The following is an 18,271-nucleotide window of genomic DNA, read 5'->3' as shown; positions in this document are numbered from 1 at the left end:
CACGCTTGCGTGAACGACGGCGCGTTGTCGTGCCGCGCCGGCTTCGATGGATCGACCGGCCGGCGCGTCGGCATCGGTCATCAAGGTTGCGTGTACAACCTTTTGGCGCGATGCCGATGCGCGCCAACCCACGCTCAACTACGCTTAACCACGCTCGCTCACCGCATTGCTTTCGAGAAAGCTGTCCACCGCGATCAACGACTGCTCGTCGAGCGTGCCGAGCACGCTTTTCAGCTTCAGCTGCAGCTTCAGCGCGTCGAGATAGCTGTCGAACAGCTTCTGCCGGATGCCCGAGATGTCGCGCCGCAGGTTCAGCGTTTCGTACGTCGTGCTGTAACCGACCTGATGCGCCTTCATCGACGAATCGTACGCGAGGCGCGCGGCCTGCAGCGACTGCTGCAGCGCGCGGATACGCTTGCCGACCGATTCGAGCGCGGACAGCGCCTCGCGATGATCGGTGCCCAGTTGCTCCTCGACTTCGCGCAGCCGGTTGCGGTACTGCTCGGTCACGTGCTCGGCTTCCACCTGCCGGTAGTACACGCTGCCGCCCGAGAAGATCGGGATCGTCACCTGCACGCCGACCGCGCTCTGATGGAAGTCGGAGCGATCGGTGAGCCCGCGCAGGTTCGGGTTGAGCCCGCGCGAATACGACGCGAACAGGTCGACGGTCGGCAAGTGCTCGGCGCTGACGCGCTTCGCGGCGAGCCGCGCGACCTGGACGTCGCGGTACGCCTGCCGGTACGCGGGGTTGTCCTGCGGCGCGTATTCGCCCGACGGAATGCGCGGCGACGAGCCGCGCATCGCGAGCCGCGGCCAGCGCGAGAAATCGATCGTCGAACCGAGCAGCGTCTCGTAGCGCGCGCGGCGCGCGTCCACGTCGGTTTGCGCGAGGGCTTCGTCGGATTGCGCAAGACTGCGGCGCGCCTCGATTTCGGCCGTGTCGCCGATCGTCTTCATGCCGAGCTGTGCCATGCGTCGCGTATCGCTTTCGAGCCGAGTGAGCGCGTTCACTTCGTCGTCGGCCGACTGCAGTTTCTCGCGCGCGCTCAGCAGGTCGAAGCACGCGTTCGCGACGCGCAGGATCAGGTCCTGCTTCGCGACCTCGAGTTTCTGTTTCGCCGATTCCTCGTACTCGGTCGCGCGCCGCATGTCGTACAGGTAGGGCACGTTGAACAGCGCCTGCGTGACCTGCGCGGAACCGTATGCGGCATTGCTCGAGCCGCTGACGTCGATGCCGAACAGGTTCGCGTGCGTACCGTAGCGTCCCCATTCGAGTTGCGCGGCGGCCTGCGGCAACATCTGCGCGCGTGCTTCGGGGAATTTCTGGCGGGCCGCATCGTATTCGCTGCGCGCCTGCAGGTAGCGCGGATCGTGCACGACCGCGTTCTGGTAGGCGGTGTCGAGGCAGAACGCGCGCGCGTTCGCCGACAGGCCGGCTATCGTTACAGCGAACAATGTCAAGGTTGCAAGTCGGGGATTCCACCTAGTCGTAAAACTTGATAGGGAATTACCCGAATTCCGCGTCGCCGATCCGTAATTCGCGCGCCTCGTTTCAAACATGGCCGTCTCCGTCTCCTGCCCGTGCCGCAATGCATTGCGGCGGGATTTAAACGTATTGAAATTGAAATTCAAACAGAATGAATGCCTGCCGTCCGTGGCGCACCGGAAAACGCGCCTGTAAGAGTGTGTCCTCCATTGAATTCCGATGCGCCCGCATGATAGCCTGATTTCGGCTCGTAATCGCAGTGATTATTAGATTAACAAGTCGCTAGGGATTAAAAGCCGTTTGTCTTTCAATGAAGGTTCTTTGCATCATCTTTATTTTTTACGAGGAGAGAATGATGAAGGTCATGACGACGGAACAGGTCAGGAATGTGCATGGCGGCGGTGCGATCAGCTCGCTGGGTAGCCTCGCCGTTGACGCCGCGCCGGTGGTGACCGCGCTCGGCCAGTTCCTGCCGAGCCTCGGCAATTACCTGCAGAACCCGAAGACGTTCAATAACACCGGCAAGTAACCGCCGTGCGCGGGGAGGCGCCCCCCGCGCGAAATGCTGCGAAACAGAAGGAAAAGAATCGATCGCCGAAGTGGCAATAAAGCGAATCCGGAATGCATTATTTCCGGTTCGGGCGATTATCAGGAGGCGGGAGTGCCGGATTATCCCCGTAATAAAGTTATCAGCCATTGAGATTGCAATTGGCTGACGGTGGCGGGCATTCCGACAATATAAAGGCCACAACAAATGCGAGACATCACGGAAGAACAGGCCCGCCAGATTCGCGGCGGCGCGTCGCTTTACTCCAATTCGGCCGCCTATACGGTCGATCTCGTCAACCAGTCGATCGGGACCACGCTGCAGGGCCTGATGACCCAGTACCAGACCCGCGCCGTCGAACAGTTCCGGATGTCGCTCGGCTCTTCGCGCTGAGCGGCCCGCCAGGCGGCCGGTAACACCGGTCTTCCGTCGCAGCCGGCAGCGTGCCGGCTGTGCCCTTGCGTATCGCGCACGACCCGCCACGGGCCCGCATCGGCAGGCCCGGGCGGCGTGTCGTCGCGCCTCGGGTGCCCGACCATGCTCTTCAATACGCGTAAAGTCCGTCCGGTCCTGCAGGACGAGGTGACGGAGTGCGGCCTGGCCTGCCTCGCGATGATCGCGTCGTGGCACGGGCGCGAAACGACGTTGCGCACGCTGCGCAACCGCTATCCGGTCCGGATCGATTCCGGGCTGTCGTTCTTCGACCTGATGGAGATCTCGAACGATCTCGGCCTGCGCGCACGCGGGCTGCAGTTCGACGCGGGCGAACTCGACGCGCTCAAGACGCCGTGCATCCTGCACTGGGGGATGAACCACTATGTCGTGTTGACGAAGGTCGGCTACGGCAGCGTGCACATCGTCGATCCCGCGCTCGGCGAAACGAAGCTGCCGCTCGCGCAGGCGCTCACGCACATCACGGGCTACGCGCTCGAACTGAATCCCGATATCGGCTTCACGCGGGCGGGGCGGGCCGACCGGATCCGGCTGCGCGACTACCTCGAAGGGCTGACCGGCATCCGCAAGAGCCTCGCGATCGGCATCGCGGGCGGCGTCGCCGCGCAGCTCCTGCTGCTGCTCGGCCCGTCGTACGTGCAACTGACGATCGACGAGGCGCTGAAGAAGACCGACGTCGACATCCTGTACCTGCTGACGATCCTGTTCGCGATCGTGTTCCTGTTCGACACGCTCTACGCGAACCTCGTCGGCAACATCAAGAGCTACCTGCGCAACATCGTGTCGCAGCAGTTGTCGGCGAACATGGTCGGGCATCTCGCGCGGCTGCCGATCGGCTATTTCCTGTTCCACAACACCGGCGATTCGATCTCGCGCGTGTCGTCGGTGTCGGAGGTCGGGCGGTTTCTCGTCGACGGGCTGGTCGGCGGGCTGCTGAATATCGTCACCTGCACGCTGACGCTCGTGCTGATGCTGTACTACAGCCCGGTGCTGGCCGGCATCAGCCTGGCCGGGATGGTGCTGTTCGCGCTCAGCCGGCTCGCGATCCAGCCGCAGCTGCAGGACGCGATGTCGCAGATCCTCACGCGCGGCGCGGAAGCCGACGCACTGCTGATCGAGAACATCCGCTCCGCGCACTCGATCAAGCTGCTGTCGGCCGAAACCGCGCGCAGCAGCCTGTGGGTCAACGCGTTCACGCAGAAGCTGCAGGCGATGCGCCAGCAGGAGCGGCTGCAACTGCTGTTCGATGCGGTGTCGAAGGGGATCGTGCACGTCGAGCAGCTCGTGATCGTCACATACGGCGCGTGGCTCGTCATGCACGGGCAGAGCACGATCGGCGTGATCTACGCGTTCATCCAGTACAAGAACCTGTTCGCGGACAAGTTCATCGATTCGATCCAGCTCTACGTGCGCCGCAAGGTGTTGCAGGTGCACATGGACCGCGTCGCCGACGTGTTGCAGACCGAGACCGAGGAACCCGCGCCGGACGCGGTCGTGCGGCCCGTCGACGGTTTCGACGGCACGCTCTCCATCCGCGCGCTGTCGTACACGCCGAAGGGCGGCAACCGCCCGATCCTGCGCGATATCGCGCTCGACGTGCCGGCCGGCAGCAAGATCGCGATCGTCGGCCGCACCGGCAGCGGCAAGACGACGCTGCTGAACCTGATCTGCGGGCTCGTGCGGCCGGAGCCCGGCACGCTGTTCGTCGGCGGCGTCGATCTCGCGGAAGTGAACCTGCGGCAGTACCGCAAGCATCTCGCGGCCGTCACGCAATCCGACCAGCTGTTTCGCGGCACGATCCGCGACAACATCACGAACTTCGCGCCCGCGCCGCGGATCGGCGCGATGTTCGACGCGGCGAAGCTCGCATGCATCCACGACGAGATCGAGCGGCTCGACCATCGCTACGACACGCCGCTCGGCGATACGCAGAAATTCCTGTCGGCCGGGCAGATGCAGCGGCTCCTGATCGCACGGGCGCTGTATTGCGAGCCGCGCCTGCTGATCCTCGACGAATTCTCGTCGAACCTCGATCAGGCGACGACCCACGAGATCTGCCGCAACGTGCTGACGCTGCCGTGCACGATCGTGCTCGTCACGCACGACGCGTCGATCCTGTCGATGGTCGACCGGATCTACCAGATGCACGACGGCGTATTGACCGACGCGACCGATGCGTGGCGCGCGGCCGAGGAGGCACGGTGATGCTCGGGCGACTCTTCCTGCTCAATCCTTTCTCGTATGCGTTCCTGGTGCGGCGCGTGGTGCGGGCCGTCGCGCTGCGCACGTCGCCGGCGCGCGGGCTGCGGCTGATGCGCTGGTGCTCGGGCGCCTGCCTGCGCTGCTTTCCGTGCATTCGCGAGTCGATCGAGCGCGCGGTCGCATACATGCTGAGCGCGCACCTGAACGACGATCCGCGACGCGTGCGGGACGTGTCGGCGGCGATCGTGCGCGAACTGTTCGAAGCGGAATTCGCGGGGCTCAAGCTGCGCACGCACAGCCTCGAATCGATGAAGTCGATGATCGACGGGATGGCGTGCAAAGGCGACGAGCAACTGCGGGCGGCACTCGCGCGCGGCGGCCCGCTGATGCTCGCGGGGCTGCACTTCGGCAACCTGATGCTGTTCGTCACGAAGCTGCGCTTCATGATCCCCGACGACCGCAAGCTGATGGTGATCCTGCACCGTGATGCACCCGGCGCGTTCTTCGACGATGCGCTGCGGCTCGTCGCCGAATACGGTGCCGGCGAAGTCGAGTTCATCGACATCGAGGAGCGCGTGCACCTGCGGCGGCTGATCACGAGCCTGCGGCGCGAGGCGCCCGTGTTCCTGCTGTTCTCCGACCTGCACGGCAAGTTCGGCAAGACCAACCGCTGCCGGCTCGGCGGCCGCTGGGTGCGGATGGCCGGCGGCGGCGTGAAGCTCGCGGTCGAGCAGGGGATTCCGCTGCTCGTCGCGTATGCGACGGGCGTGCCGTTCCGCGATCGTTGCGCGGTGCATTTCACCGAGCTGGCGGCCAGCCCGCTTGCGCCGATGCTCGGCGCGGACGACGACGCGTCGCCGGTGCGCGCCACGCACCAGCGCATTGTCGACCGTCTTGAACAGGCGCTCGTGCGGCAGCCCGAGCAGTGGCATTTCTGGGAACACTTCACGCCTTACCTGATGCCGACGCCGCTGCTCGATGCGGCCGCGCGGCGTCGCTCCTGACGAGCCTGCCCCATGCCGACCTGGAATTCCGCCCTCCGAGAACAGAAGCCGTCGCGCAAGCTCGCGCGCGGCACGACCTTCGGCACCGTGATCCACGGCGTCGTCGACGTGCCGGTGTCGATGCGCTTCTTCTGCTACCTGTCGCTTGCGATGTTCGCGATGTTCGTGACCGCGCTCGTCGAACTGAGCTACGCGAACACCGAGAGCGTATCGGGGATGCTGACGCCGCGTTCGGGGCTGATCGGTGTCAGCGCGCCGCCGGGCTGGGCCGTGCGCGACGTCTACGTCGGCAAGGACCAGCACGTGAAGGCCGGCCAGCGGCTGCTGGCGGTGACGCGCGACACGAGCTTCGTGAGCCAGGCGAACAACGTGCAGGGGATGCGTGCGGCGCTCGACCGGCAGCGCGTCGAGGTCACGCAGCAGATCGACGCGGCACGCCTCGAATACCGGTCGTCGGTACAGCAGATCAACCAGCAGATCGCCGCGCAGGGCGAGAGCCGCGGGCTGATCGACCGGCAGATCCAGGACCAGAAGCGCATCGTCGACGAGTACGGCGAACGGCGCGCACGCGTGAAGCAGCTGCTCGACGAACAGGTCGTGACGCTCGAGCAGTACAACCAGGTCAACACGCAGTACCTGCAGGCCGGGCAGGCGTACCAGGACCTGCTGCTGCGCCGCGCCGAGCTCGCGAAGAATGCGATGAAGCTGCGCGGCGACCTCGACACGATGCAGAGCAAGTACGACGGTGCGAACGCGGAACTGAAGATCAAGCAGGAGGAGCTGAACGCGAAGGAATACAACATCGACGAGAACGTGAACCAGGTGCTGTACGCGCCGGCCGACGGGCAGATCGTGCGGCTCGACGTCGTGCAGGGCGGTGTGATCGACCCGCCGGGTACGCGCGTCGTCGAGATCCTGCCCGCGAAGGCGGACGGGCTGATCGCCGAGGTCTACATTCCGTCGTCGAAGGCCGGCTTCGTGAAGAAGGGGCAGGAGGTGAAGGTTGCGTACGCAAGCTATCCGGTCGAGAAGTTCGGCACGTATCGCGGCAAGGTGCTGTCGATCTCGCCCGTCGCGTTTTCCGCGAAGGAGCTGAACCTGCCGGGCGATGCCGCCACGCCGCAGACCTACTTCAAGACCTGGGTCGAGCTGGCCGACCGCACGCCGGCGTTCGAAGGGCGGCCGCTGTCGCTGCGGGCCGGGATGATGCTGAAGGCCGACATCGTGCTGGAGCGGCGCAGCCTGCTCGAATGGCTGTTCGAGCCGTTGTACCGCATCCGTCAACGCCTATTCGGCGTGCCGGCCTGAGCCGATGGCGAGCCGGGACACGTACCGCCGCCGTGCGCGGCCGGGCGCCGTGCGTCCGCTGTCGCGCTGGCTCGGCGCGACGCTGTTCGCGTGCGCGGCCGCCGCGCATGGCGCGCCGCCGCCGGACGCGGACGCCGAACCACGCTGGCAGGCCGGCGCCGACGGGATCGGCTTCTGGCCGGGCGGCGACGCGGACGGGTTCGATGCGAGCGCATGGACGACCGACGCGGGGCCGGCGCGCGGCGGGCGCGGCAGGCACGGCAGGCACGGAGAAGAGACCGACGGGCCGCAACCCGACGCCGTCCCGTTGACGGCGCGCAAGATCACGCTCGGCCAGCGAACCGGCGGGGCGGGGCGCGCATGCGCGGCAGCGCCCGACGACGGCGCCGACGGCATCGGCTTCGACGACGGCGGCGCCGGTGGCGTCGTTGGCGGCTGCGATCCGGCCGCGCCGCGCGACGCGGCGGCGGGCGACATGCCGGCGCCGGGCGTCGTCCATGCCGACCGGATGCCGTACGAACTGCATCCGGTCGATCCGTCGCGGCTGCCCGATCTGCCGGCCGCCCAGGCGCCGCCGTTGCTGACGCAGCTGATGGGCGACGACCGCAACATGGTCGGCCTCGGCTGGCACTTCGTCGGCACGACCGGCCGATCGACGCCCGTGACGACGCACACGGACGCACTCGGGCTGAACAGCTTCGAGAACCAGGGGTCGCAGCTGTCGCTCGGCAACACGAACACGCTGGCGTTCACGCTGACGCATTTTTTCTCGGAGAACTGGGCGGCCGAACTCGGCGCGGGCATTCCGCCGGTGCTGACGCTGCGCGGGCACGGCAGCATCGCGCTGCCGCTCGACCGGATCTTTTCAGGCGCCCAGGGGCGCTTTCCGCTGATCGATCTCGCGAACACGCAAAGCAACCCGCTCGCGACCACGCGCGCGTGGCTCGGGTCCGTCGTGTTCAAGTATTACCTCGGCGAGCGCGACGACCGTTTCCGCCCGTTCGCGGGCATCGGCGTCAGCTATACGCGCTTCACGAACACGAACCTGAATCCCGTGTTCCAGCGCAAGCTCGCGTCGCTCGGCGGGCTGCTCGCGGCGGGCGCGGACATCGGCAGCCTGCAGTCGCTGCTGCTCGACCCGTCGCTGTTCCAGCGGATCTGGGATGCCGGCGGCGACCTGCTGCTGTCGGGCAAGACCAACGTGTCGGCGAAGGTGAAGAGCGTGTGGGAGCCGGTGTTCACCGTCGGCGCGAGCTACCAGATCACGCGCCAGTTCTGGATCACCGGCATGGTGACCTATATCCCGTTACGTACGAAGATTACGCTGGATATCGACCAGCCGAACCGGCAGCTCGCGTCGAACACGTTCGATATCGCCGCGAACCCCGTGCTGGCGAGCGTGCTGCTCGCGTTCCGCTTCTGACCGGTGCGCCGGCCCTTTTTCATGAATTTGACGCGCGACGCTGGGATAATGTCGGCGTTTGGCTGCGTCAACGATGGAAGGAGGCCCCATGGGCGACAACGATAACCGCACCGAGACCGACAACCGCACCGATCTCGAATCGATGGAAGCGCGCCAGCGCCGCTTCGAGGAAGACCTGGTCGACGCCTACGACGAAGAACTCGAGATGGAGCTCGACGATCGCCGCTTCGACGACAGCGACGACCTGCTGTTTTCGCAGGAGCGGCGCGAAGCGCGCAAGCAGTATTTCCGCGAGCTGTTCCGCCTGCAGGGCGAACTCGTGAAGCTGCAGGACTGGGTCGTGAGCACGGGGCACCGGCTCGTCGTCATTTTCGAGGGGCGCGACGCGGCCGGCAAGGGCGGCGCGATCAAGCGCATCACGCAGCGGCTGAACCCGCGCGTATGCCGCGTGGCGGCGCTGCCGGCGCCGAACAACCGCGAACGCACGCAGTGGTATTTCCAGCGCTATGTCGCGCATCTGCCGGCCGGCGGCGAAATCGTGCTGTTCGACCGCAGCTGGTACAACCGCGCGGGTGTCGAGCGCGTGATGAACTTCTGTACCGACGACGAATACGAGGAGTTTTTCCGTTCGGTGCCCGAGTTCGAGAAGATGCTCGTGCGCAGCGGGATCCAGATCGTCAAGTACTGGTTCTCGATCACCGACCACGAGCAGGAAGTGCGATTCCAGAGCCGGATCGAGGATCCGCTCAAGCAATGGAAGCTGAGCCCGATGGATCTCGAGAGCCGCCGCCGCTGGGAGGCCTACACGGCCGCGAAGGAAGAGATGCTGCTTCGCACGCACATTCCGGAAGCGCCGTGGTGGGTCGTGCAGGCGGTTGACAAGAAGCGCGCGCGGCTGAACTGCATTCACCATCTGCTGCAGCAGGTGCCGTATCACGAGGTGCCGCACGCACCGATCGACCTGCCGCCGCGCGAGCATCACGAGGACTACATCCGCCGGCCGGTGCCGGACCACATGATCGTCCCCGATACCTACTGAATGACCGACTGACCGGCGACGGGATTCGTCCGGCCACGCGGGGAACGCGGACGCGTTCCCCGCGGGTCACGTCGCCGGAAATCCCGAGCGCCCTTGCGTCAGGTCGAACAACTCGGTTCTTGCCGCGGCTTCGGCGTTTTCCGGCAGCTTGATCGAGAGCTTCACCGTCATCCCGTATGCGCTGTCCACGAGCGCGTACCCGGCCTGTTCGATCCAGCGGCGCACGCGTGCCTCGTCCGGGTAGCCGATCTCGATCGCGAGCCGCGTGTAGCGGACACGTTCGACGCGCTCGGCGTCGAGCAGCGCCGATGCGATCGCATCCGTATAGGCCCGCACCAGCCCGCCCGCGCCGAGCTTCACGCCGCCGTAATAGCGCACGACCGCGCCGAGCACGCCGTCGAGATCGTGATGGCGCAGCACTTCGAGGATCGGCCGGCCCGCGGTGCCCGACGGCTCGCCGTCATCCGACATGCCCGACTGCCCACCCGCCAGCAACGCCCAGCATACGTGGGTGGCCGCAGGATGCTCGTCGTGCAGGCGCTGCAGCGCGTGCATCGCGGCGTCGCGATCGTCGACGGGGATCGCGAACCCGATGAAGCGGCTCTTGCGGATCTCGAGTTCGCGGATGCAGGTGGTGGCGAGCGAGTAACTCATGCGTCGCGAGATGAAAGGTGTAGGGAAATCAAGGTGATGACGGCCTGACGATGCGTTTGATATCGACCCGCGCAGGCATCGGGCGGCGGCACGAGCGGGCGGGATGAAACACGAATTTTACCGTGGCGCGCATCGATGCCTTTCGAAGCCGTCAAAACGCGACGCCGATGCGAATGGTCAGGCGCGGACGAGCGCACCGGCTCTGCCGCGGGACTCGGCGTTTCGGATTCGAAGGCAGGCACACCGGATCACGGTTGCCTTGACGTCGTGGCTCCGGCGCCGATCTGGAGCGCATACAGCTCGGCAACGTCGACCGCCTGACGGCTGCTGCGTTCGACCGATCCTTCTTTCGTCCACAGGAATGGATGGAAGCTGAAGCATTGATCCGTCGTCAGGCGCTGGACATCGGCCTGCCAGCCGGGCCAGCGCATGCTCGCGTAGAAGTCGCTCAGCGTGTCGCCGAGCGACCATCGCACGAAGTCGCCGTACCCGATCCCGAGGGGCTCCCATTCCAGCGTGTCGGGTGCAAAGTAGTACACGGAACCCGTGTCCTCCCCGAGTGCGCCGCCGTTCAAGGCGAAGAATCCGCCGACGGCGTCATCCGCGACCAACAGAAAGCCCGAGGATCGTCCCTGATTCCAGCCGACGATGTCCCGAGGCAACGCGGGATGGCCCGAGCCGAGCAGACGAAGGTAGCCGCCGTCCACGAGCAGGCCGCCGGTCGAATAGGCGATGGCCCCCAGGAGCGATCGCGTGGTGACCTGAAGGGTGGACAGGATTTCGCCATTCCGGCCCGATGGCGGCAATATCTCGCAACGATCAGGCGCTGCCGCCGACCACTCGATCAATGACGGCAGGGCGGATTCACGCTCGTTGACCAGTTCGTCCAGCGGACGCATGTGTCTTCTCTCCGGGTGGTTCGGTTCGGCATGGGCCGAGCCGGGACGATACGGCCTGCACCGGCTGGTGCGGCATCAACGCGCCCCGACCGACGCGCGCAGTGCCGCGCCCAGCGTGCGCAGCGCCTGCCGGGCTCGCGCATCGGTCAGGCTCGAGTGGAGCACCACGTCGCGCGTCGGCAACGGCGGCAGCCCGTAGCGCGCACCGACGTCGACCGTGCCGGCGGGCGCCACGCGATGCCCGAGCGCCGCGACGGCCAGCCCCGCGGACACCGCCGCGCCGATCGTCGCGACGCCGCCGCCGACGAACACCTCCGTCCAGCCGACACCGGCCTGGTCGAGTGCGCCGATCGCCATGCGGCGCACGCTGCAGGGTTCGGCTTGCGTGGCCAGCCGCAGCGGTTGCGGCGGATGGTACTCGAAATCCGCCGCGGCCATCCAGCCGAACGACTCCGACAGGATGGTTTCTCCGTCGAGCCGCCGGCTGTCGTGCTGCAGCGCGACGGCCGCGTCGAGCTGACCGCGGTCGAATGCATCGAGCACGTCGCGCGACGCGGCGACGCGGATCTCCAGCACGAGCGTCGGCTCCGCTTCGCTCATGCGCCGCAGCAGCATCGGGAGATCGGCGCCGACGACATGGTGGCTGACGCCGATCACCAGGCGCCGCCGGCCGGTGCCGAACGCGCCGATCGCACCGTGGTGGGCGGCCACCAGTTCGCGCGCCGGTTCCAGGAATGCGGTGCCGTCGGCCGACAGGCGAACCTGCCGCGGTGTGCGTTCCAGCAGGCGGCGGCCGAGGCCGCTTTCGAGCCGCTTGATCTTCAGGCTCACCGCGGACTGCGTCGTGTCCATCGCCTCGGCGGCCCGCGTGAAGCTCTTGAGGTCGGCGGTCAGCACGAACGCCTGCACGGCTTCGATGTCGAGCGTTTTCATCGCACTCTCATCCATTGAGAAATCGAATCATTGAAATATTCTGCCATCGTATTTTCAAATGATTCAAGGTCTTCTACGCTGTTCTCGAGCCATTCGGAATCTCCGTTTCCCTTCGGGAGTCGATCATGCTGACCGCGTACTACGTGCACCGCCTGCCGGCGGATTACGACCTCGACATCATCCGCCATCGCGTGCGCGAGCGCGGCAGGCTCTGGGACGACACGCCGGACCTGGTGTTCAAGGGGTTCCTGCTGCGCGAGGCGGGGCGCTACGGTGCGACGGAAAACGGCTATGCGTCGTTCTATCTGTGGCGTAACGAGCAGGCGTTCGCCGGGTTCGTCACGGGCGGCCGCTACCGGGTCGTGACGGACAGCTTCGGCCGCGCGCCGATCGACGTGCAGGTCGCGCTCGATGCGCGCAAGGGCAGTGCGTCGACGGGGCGCTTCGTTCGTCTGGAAGCCGTCGATATTCCGGCGGATGCCGACCTCGAGGCGACGCTGGCGCGGGAGGTGACGCGCAATCGCGAAGTGGCGGCGCGGCAGGGTGTGGTGGCGGCCGCGGTCAGTCTGGACTCGCTACGCTGGCGGCTGACGCGTGCCCTCGTCACCGAACACGAGCCGGACGGCGGCGGCGCAGGCACGGTGTATCAGGTGCTGCATCTGGCGAGGCCGTTGCTCGATACGCTGGAAGGGAGCGGAGCATGACGACGGGCGTCGCGTCGCGATCGCGGGCCGGGCCGTCGGGTGGGGCGAGCGGCCCGGCGTCCGTGCGATTGCCGGCCGGCCTCGTGGTCGCCGCGCATCTGGCCGGGATGGCGGCGGGGATCGCCGCGATTGCCGCGCTCGCGACGCTGCTGGCGCTGCTGTTCCGGTGAGGATCGCCGGTGCGGATGGCGGAAGACGGAAGAGCCGGGCACGACACGCGCGGCTCTTCCGCTGGGTGGGCGCCGCTCAGTGCCCCTGCAGCCGGATATCCCGCGACGACGCACCGACGTACACGGTCCCGCCCGGCACGAACCGCCAGCCGTTACGCGACGTATCCCACACGCTCTGCATGCGCGGCGACACGGTCACGCGGACACGCCGCGCCTCGCCCGGGTTCAGCCGGATCTTCTCCCAGCCGACCAGCCGCTTCGGCGGTTCGTCCTTGTACGGCACGCCGAGATAGACCTGCGGGATCTCCGCACCGGCGACGCGCCCGTCGTTGCGTACCGTGAACGCGACGCTCAGCGACCCGTCCCACTGCTTCGACACCGACAGCCCCGAATACGCGAAGCGCGTGTACGACAGCCCGTAGCCGAACTCGAACATCGGCTTGATGTTGCGCGCGTCATACCAGCGATAGCCCATGTTCAGCTTTTCCGCGTAGACCGGGTCGTTGTCGAACGTGCCGTTTTGCCCCCAGGCCGGCGAATCCTGATCGCGCGCGGGGAAGGTGACGGGCAGTTTGCCGGACGGATTGACCGCGCCGAACAGTACGTTCGCGATCGCCTTGCCGCCGGCTTCACCCGGATACCACGCCTCGACGATCGCCGACACGTTGTCCTTCCACGGCATCAGCACCGGATTGCCGCTCTGGACGACGACGATCGTATGCGGATTCGCGCGCGCGACGGCTTCGACGAGCGCGTCCTGGTTCGACGGGTTCGCGAGGCTCAGGCTCTGCAGGTCGCCGAAATCCTCGCCGGCCGGCTGGGCCACCACGACGATCGCGACGTCCGAGCGGCCCGCGAGCGCCGCGGCCTGGTCGATTTCCTGCTGCGTATACGCACGGAACGGCGACTGCTGGTCGCTGTTGCCCGCATACGTGACCTGCGCGGCCGGCGCAAGCGCGCGGATGGCCGCGACGATCGGCACGTCGACCTTCAGCCACGGATTGCGCCACCAGCTGCACCCGGTCGACGCGCCGAACGTCAGGCCGCCGCAACCCGCGAACGACCCCGACACCGGGTCGCGCGTGTTGCCCGAGCCGCCGCCGGACAGCACGGCCGCGTCCGCATGGCCGCCGATCACGGCAATGCGCGACAGCGCCGATGCCGCCAGCGGCAACTGATTGCCGTCGTTCTTCAGCAGCACGATCGACTGCTCGGACGCGGCCTGCGCGAACCGGTTCGCGGCCGCGAAATCGATCGTGCCGCCGCCCGTGGCCGGATCGTCCATCACGCCGACGCGGATCATCACGGCGAGCTTGCGCCGCACCATGTCGTCGAGTCGTGCGGTCGACACCGAGCCGTTCGCGATCGCCTGCTTGACGGCCGTCGGCGTCAGGTACACGCTCGGCCCGACGTCTTCTTCCTCGTCGAGCCCGGCGTTGATCGCGGCGGCCGTGCTGTGCGTGGCGCCCCAGTCGGACTGCACCTGGCCCTGGAAGCCCCATTCGTTCTTCAGCACGTCGTTCAGCAGGTGAGGGTTTTCGCACGCGTATGCGCCGTTCAGCCGGTTGTAGCTGCACATCACGCTGCCGGGGCGACCGCGCTTCGCGGCGATCTCGAACGGCAGCAGGTAAAGCTCGCGCAGCGTGCGTTCGTCGATCTGCGTGTTGCCGCCCATCCGGCCGTGCTCCTGCTCGTTGCCCGCGTAGTGCTTGATCGTGGCGATGACCTTTTGCCGCTGCGTGGCGAGCGTGCGTTCGGCGAGCAGGTCGCCCGCGAGCAAGGGATCTTCGCCGAGATACTCGAACAGCCGGCCACCGCGCGGCTCGCGTGCGAGATTGGTGCCGCCGCCGAGGCCCATGCCGAATCCTTGCGCGCGCAACTGGATCGCGACCTGCTTGCCGTAGTCGTACGACAGCCGGCGATCCCAGCTCGCGGCGACGGCGATCGTCGCGGGGAACGTCGTGCTGGCCTGCGACGTGCTGCCGGAGCCGGTCGCCGAGTCGACCATGTTGAGATCGGGAATGCCGAGCCGCGGCACGCCCTGGATATAGCCGGCGCCGCCGCCCGGTACCTTGGACATTTCGTATTGCGAATGGATGAACTGGAGTTTCTCGTCGAGTGTCATCTTGCGCACGAGCAGGTCGGCGCGCCGTTGCGCGGCGGCCGACGCGAACGCATCGGTCGCATCGCCTTGTGCGTTGAAGTCGGCGTCGCCTGCGTAGGCGGTGGTGCAGAGGGTCGCTGCCAGCACGACGGCCGGCCAGAGTGTGTCCCGCATGTTGCTCTCCTGATCGTATTGCCGATTGTTCGGATGATGTCTGGAGCTGCGCTCGTCCGGTGGATTCGCACCGGACGCATTCGGCTGGCGATGCAGGGTGGTTGCGCGTCGGCATGCCAGGCCGGGCGGGGAATCGTTACGGCCGGTTGGGCTCGACCGGTCAACGCGGGCGGCGACGCGCAGGCCGCCCGGCACTGCCGAATCGGATGTAGCGATTCTCTGCAGCGACTAATGGTATGAATGTAGTTTGACTACAGCATCGGTGTTTCTACCGATACGTACGATCTTTATCGGGCAGGGCCGCGCGGCGGGGTGGAAAAGCGGTCATCGTTCCCGACGGGGGTGTGCGATCGGGTAAGAAGTACCCGGGGCAAGCGCGTGCGAGAGTCATGCTGCGGCGCGGGTGCGCCGGTTCGTTGCGTATGCATCGAACCGGGCTTCGGTCATGTTGCGCACTGTTCGTCGGGTATGCCGCTTCTATTCTGGTCGGGTATGCCGCTTCTATTCTGGAATAGGGGCGTACGAACGATCGTGCACGGGCGTTCCCTTCGAATTCCCCCGTTTTCTTGATGTTTTTGCATCGAGATTGAATTGCGACGATACGGAGCGCGTGAATGACAGCAGAATTTCCGGCTACATATGTTGTGGGTAACGCAACGGGCCTGACCGCCCGACCGCTACTGCAGGAACTGGTCGATCTCCCGATGAGCGTGAGGCGGTTCGGGGTGATGGGAGACGGCGTGACCGACGACACGGCGGCACTCCAGGTGGCGCTCAACGCCGGGATCCCGCTGTACTTTCCGCCGGGAACTTACCTGTACAGCAATACGCTGACTGCAACGGCGTCGATCGTGGGAGCCGGTTGGGATTCGATCCTGCAGTGCACGACACCGCAAGGCGAAAATTCGGTGATTTACTGGCGCAACGCCAGTCATTTCAAAATCAGGGATCTGCAATTCTTTTCGAAGAATTCGACCGCGTACTATCCGGACGAGAACGCAGGTTCACTCAACCTGCTGGATTGCAGCCAGTTCGAGATTTCGGGATGCAAGTTCAACAACTCGGCCGGCGGTGGCGCGATCATGCGCAGTTGCGTCAACGGCAAGGTGTTCGGCAATACCCTGCTCGACGTCTGGCATGACGGCATCCATGTCACGAAGGCCAGTTCGGACATCACCATCACGAACAATGAAGTGATCAACGGCGGTGATGACGCGTTTGCGGTGGTGGGCTATTTCAACGAGGGTGTTCGGCCCTGCCGCGTCACGATCGCAAACAACCGGGTTGTTGGAACCAAATACGCGCGGGGCATAGCGATTGTCGGGGCGCAAGACATCACGGTGACCGATAACCAGATCTATAACCCTATGGCGGCCGGTATTTATGTCGCGTCGGAGTTGACGAGCATCTACCAGTCTTACGGCAACAACAATGTGACGGTCGCCAACAACGTTCTGGATACGTGCGGCGTGCAATCCAATATCGGTGCTATCGTCAATTCGCCAAACGGGCCGCTCGGTTATGGGGCATTGGTCGTGACCGCGACGGCCGGATTCAATAACTCGAACATCACGATCGTCAACAACACGATCAAGAACGCCGCGGGAACGCCGATCGGACTGTGGCAGCCGGCCGGAAGCAACATCCACGTCAACATTTCGCAGAACACGATCACTAATGCGTGGGACCCGAACAACAAGAACGGTTTCCCGTTGACGACGATCGGCGCGACGTCCGCATCGACGACGCTGAACTTTGCCAATACCCCCGGCGTCGCTGTCGGCATGATGGCCTGGTATTTCGACGGGTCGACAAGCGTACCGATCGGCACGGTCGTATCGGCAGGCGTATCGACTGTGACGCTGAACCGCAGTGCGACCGTGCCGAGCGGCGGGACCGTGATCTTTTCCGGTGTCGGCCTGTTCGGTTCGACGATCCCGACCACCGCGGCGGCCCTGAACGGTGCGACATCGTTGACGTTCGCCACGACGACGGGTGTCGCCTGCAACGACAACTACGGTTTCGGGTCGCCCGGAAACGAAACGACAGGTGTGTCGATCGGGCAGGGTGTCAGCGGGGCCAACATCGCGGCCGGAACCTTCGTGACCGGCGTGACGGCGAATTCCGTCACGCTGAGCAAGGCGACGACCGGCACCGTGGCGAGCGGTGCTTCCATCGTCTTTACCCCGATGGTCTGCATGACGACTCAGACGATCAAGACCTCGGCCGCGGCGGCGGCTGGAACCAACACGCTGACGTTTACGCCGTACCCTTCGGCACGCGGCTGTGCCGTGGGGCAAGGTGTATCCGGAACGAATATCCCGGTCGGCGCTTACGTGACGTCGGTTTCCGGTAACGGAAATGGCCCGACCGTGACACTGTCCAGCAATTTCACGGGTAGCGGAATCGCCAGTGGCGCGTCAATCACGTTCACCGGAACCGGCGGACTCAGCGCCGTTTCCGGAATCACGCTGTACAACACGCGAGGGTGCATCGTCTCGAAGAACCAATTGTCCGGCATCTCGAAGGACGGAATCTACGTGGATGGATCCTGCGCGTCGTTCACGGAGATCAGCGGCAATACTGGTGAGAATATCGGCTGCTGCAACGGCTTTGCTCGCCTCATCACGGTCGGGGCGCTCGCGGCCGGGGCGTCGCTCAAGTTGCGGGGAAACTATATGGCCCAGCCGGTCAATTATCCCCGTGCAATCGACGCGCTGATCTCGTCGAACTCGTGGGCCTACACGTCGTGGAGCGAAGACAACATCGCGCAAAACGGTTTTGTCGGTTTCGGCGTGCAACTGATACCGGTTCCGCAGGCGGTGGGTACGTCACCGTGGACGTTCGCGAACAGTTACCCGAGTGCGGTCAGCCTGTCGGTCGAAGGCGGCACCGTGTCGTCGATCGGCGTATCCCGAAACGGGCAAGCGTCCCATGCGTGCGGATTGACGAACGGGTTGATCGATCTCAAGCCCGGTGATGCGATGACGGTCACCTTTAGCGTGGCGCCGAGCGTCACGATGATTCCGAGACTGGGGCAGTAACGCGCGTCCTCGCGTCGAAATCCGGGCGGGGACGGCAAGCCGGGATCATGCCGATCCGACGGATCGGTGGGACGGCCGCATAACTCGCCTGAGACAGCTTAGAGAGGTTCGAAACAAATGCGCCACT

15 protein-coding genes are annotated in these 18,271 nt (G+C 65.7%); 10 read left to right on the top strand and 5 right to left on the bottom strand.

Annotation, left to right across the window (positions count from 1 at the left end; genetic code table 11):
* Positions 1-144 precede the first annotated feature (144 nt).
* On the bottom strand, positions 145-1,560 hold the full coding sequence (locus tag APZ15_RS18085; RefSeq protein WP_034196146.1) for a TolC family protein: 1,416 nt from the start codon (positions 1,558-1,560) through the stop codon (positions 145-147).
* 278 nt (positions 1,561-1,838) lie between these two features.
* On the opposite strand from APZ15_RS18085, the gene APZ15_RS41000 reads away from it, so the two are divergent.
* The 7 genes from APZ15_RS41000 to ppk2 all read left to right on the top strand — a co-directional run bounded on the left by APZ15_RS41000 (position 1,839) and on the right by ppk2 (position 9,462).
* A complete protein-coding gene (locus APZ15_RS41000; RefSeq protein ID WP_006479216.1) occupies positions 1,839-2,015 on the top strand; it encodes a hypothetical protein in 177 nt (58 codons plus the stop codon).
* Between the two features lie 225 nt (positions 2,016-2,240).
* Positions 2,241-2,426: a hypothetical protein gene (locus APZ15_RS18080; RefSeq protein ID WP_027791386.1), complete on the top strand. Its 186-nt coding sequence runs from the start codon at positions 2,241-2,243 to the stop codon at positions 2,424-2,426.
* 144 nt (positions 2,427-2,570) lie between these two features.
* Positions 2,571-4,691 (top strand): peptidase domain-containing ABC transporter, encoded by a 2,121-nt coding sequence (locus APZ15_RS18075; protein WP_027791387.1) that lies wholly within the window; start codon positions 2,571-2,573, stop codon positions 4,689-4,691.
* Positions 4,688-5,692: a lysophospholipid acyltransferase family protein gene (locus tag APZ15_RS18070; protein ID WP_027791388.1), complete on the top strand. Its 1,005-nt coding sequence runs from the start codon at positions 4,688-4,690 to the stop codon at positions 5,690-5,692. Before APZ15_RS18075 ends, APZ15_RS18070 begins: the two co-directional genes overlap by 4 nt.
* 12 nt (positions 5,693-5,704) lie before the next feature.
* The gene (locus tag APZ15_RS18065; RefSeq protein ID WP_027791389.1) at positions 5,705-7,000 is read left to right on the top strand and encodes an HlyD family secretion protein; all 1,296 of its coding nucleotides are present in this window, start codon (positions 5,705-5,707) and stop codon (positions 6,998-7,000) included.
* A 4-nt stretch (positions 7,001-7,004) separates the two neighbouring features.
* Positions 7,005-8,423: an OmpW/AlkL family protein gene (locus APZ15_RS18060; protein ID WP_027791390.1), complete on the top strand. Its 1,419-nt coding sequence runs from the start codon at positions 7,005-7,007 to the stop codon at positions 8,421-8,423.
* A gap of 88 nt (positions 8,424-8,511) precedes the next feature.
* A complete protein-coding gene (gene ppk2, locus APZ15_RS18055; protein ID WP_027791391.1) occupies positions 8,512-9,462 on the top strand; it encodes a polyphosphate kinase 2 in 951 nt (316 codons plus the stop codon).
* 66 nt (positions 9,463-9,528) lie between these two features.
* Here ppk2 and APZ15_RS18050 read toward each other — a convergent pair whose 3' ends face one another.
* From APZ15_RS18050 to APZ15_RS18040, 3 genes are all read right to left on the bottom strand, one after another.
* Positions 9,529-10,116, bottom strand: a complete 588-nt coding sequence (locus APZ15_RS18050) for an IMPACT family protein (protein WP_027791392.1) — start codon at positions 10,114-10,116, stop codon at positions 9,529-9,531.
* A 248-nt stretch (positions 10,117-10,364) separates the two neighbouring features.
* On the bottom strand, positions 10,365-11,015 hold the full coding sequence (locus APZ15_RS18045) for a DUF2625 domain-containing protein (protein WP_027791393.1): 651 nt from the start codon (positions 11,013-11,015) through the stop codon (positions 10,365-10,367).
* Between the two features lie 75 nt (positions 11,016-11,090).
* A complete protein-coding gene (locus APZ15_RS18040) occupies positions 11,091-11,948 on the bottom strand; it encodes a LysR family transcriptional regulator (protein WP_027791394.1) in 858 nt (285 codons plus the stop codon).
* Positions 11,949-12,073: 125 nt separating this feature from the next.
* On the opposite strand from APZ15_RS18040, the gene APZ15_RS18035 reads away from it, so the two are divergent.
* Both APZ15_RS18035 and APZ15_RS41785 read left to right on the top strand, forming a co-directional pair.
* The gene (locus APZ15_RS18035) at positions 12,074-12,652 is read left to right on the top strand and encodes a DUF4865 family protein (RefSeq protein ID WP_027791395.1); all 579 of its coding nucleotides are present in this window, start codon (positions 12,074-12,076) and stop codon (positions 12,650-12,652) included.
* Positions 12,649-12,822 (top strand): hypothetical protein, encoded by a 174-nt coding sequence (locus APZ15_RS41785; RefSeq protein ID WP_167562613.1) that lies wholly within the window; start codon positions 12,649-12,651, stop codon positions 12,820-12,822. Before APZ15_RS18035 ends, APZ15_RS41785 begins: the two co-directional genes overlap by 4 nt.
* Before the next feature lie 76 nt (positions 12,823-12,898).
* On the opposite strand, the gene APZ15_RS18030 is transcribed toward APZ15_RS41785, so the two are convergent.
* Positions 12,899-15,100, bottom strand: coding sequence for a glycoside hydrolase family 3 C-terminal domain-containing protein (locus APZ15_RS18030; RefSeq protein ID WP_027791396.1), 2,202 nt, complete (start codon positions 15,098-15,100; stop codon positions 12,899-12,901).
* Positions 15,101-15,714: 614 nt separating this feature from the next.
* Here APZ15_RS18030 and APZ15_RS18025 point away from each other — a divergent pair.
* A complete protein-coding gene (locus APZ15_RS18025; RefSeq protein WP_027791397.1) occupies positions 15,715-18,144 on the top strand; it encodes a right-handed parallel beta-helix repeat-containing protein in 2,430 nt (809 codons plus the stop codon).
* The last annotated feature ends 127 nt before the right edge of the window (positions 18,145-18,271 follow it).

Source organism: Burkholderia cepacia ATCC 25416 (genome assembly GCF_001411495.1).
In the GTDB taxonomy this organism is placed as follows: Bacteria; Pseudomonadota; Gammaproteobacteria; order Burkholderiales; family Burkholderiaceae; genus Burkholderia; species Burkholderia cepacia.
Note: the sequence above shows the minus strand (reverse complement) of the source record. Positions and strands in the feature narration are given on the sequence as shown.

Bases quoted from the DNA above. Each gene is read 5' to 3' on its own strand.
- APZ15_RS18065 (WP_027791389.1), top strand. From the start codon at position 5,705: ATGCCGACCTGGAATTCCGCCCTCCGAGAACAGAAGCCGTCGCGCAAG.
- ppk2 (WP_027791391.1), top strand. From the start codon at position 8,512: ATGGGCGACAACGATAACCGCACCGAGACCGACAACCGCACCGATCTC.
- APZ15_RS18030 (WP_027791396.1), bottom strand. From the start codon at position 15,100: ATGCGGGACACACTCTGGCCGGCCGTCGTGCTGGCAGCGACCCTCTGC.
- APZ15_RS18075 (WP_027791387.1), top strand. From the start codon at position 2,571: ATGCTCTTCAATACGCGTAAAGTCCGTCCGGTCCTGCAGGACGAGGTG.
- APZ15_RS18025 (WP_027791397.1), top strand. From the start codon at position 15,715: ATGACAGCAGAATTTCCGGCTACATATGTTGTGGGTAACGCAACGGGC.
- APZ15_RS18060 (WP_027791390.1), top strand. From the start codon at position 7,005: ATGGCGAGCCGGGACACGTACCGCCGCCGTGCGCGGCCGGGCGCCGTG.
- APZ15_RS18040 (WP_027791394.1), bottom strand. From the start codon at position 11,948: ATGAAAACGCTCGACATCGAAGCCGTGCAGGCGTTCGTGCTGACCGCC.
- APZ15_RS41785 (WP_167562613.1), top strand. From the start codon at position 12,649: ATGACGACGGGCGTCGCGTCGCGATCGCGGGCCGGGCCGTCGGGTGGG.
- APZ15_RS18050 (WP_027791392.1), bottom strand. From the start codon at position 10,116: ATGAGTTACTCGCTCGCCACCACCTGCATCCGCGAACTCGAGATCCGC.
- APZ15_RS41000 (WP_006479216.1), top strand. From the start codon at position 1,839: ATGATGAAGGTCATGACGACGGAACAGGTCAGGAATGTGCATGGCGGC.
- APZ15_RS18045 (WP_027791393.1), bottom strand. From the start codon at position 11,015: ATGCGTCCGCTGGACGAACTGGTCAACGAGCGTGAATCCGCCCTGCCG.
- APZ15_RS18080 (WP_027791386.1), top strand. From the start codon at position 2,241: ATGCGAGACATCACGGAAGAACAGGCCCGCCAGATTCGCGGCGGCGCG.
- APZ15_RS18085 (WP_034196146.1), bottom strand. From the start codon at position 1,560: ATGTTTGAAACGAGGCGCGCGAATTACGGATCGGCGACGCGGAATTCG.
- APZ15_RS18035 (WP_027791395.1), top strand. From the start codon at position 12,074: ATGCTGACCGCGTACTACGTGCACCGCCTGCCGGCGGATTACGACCTC.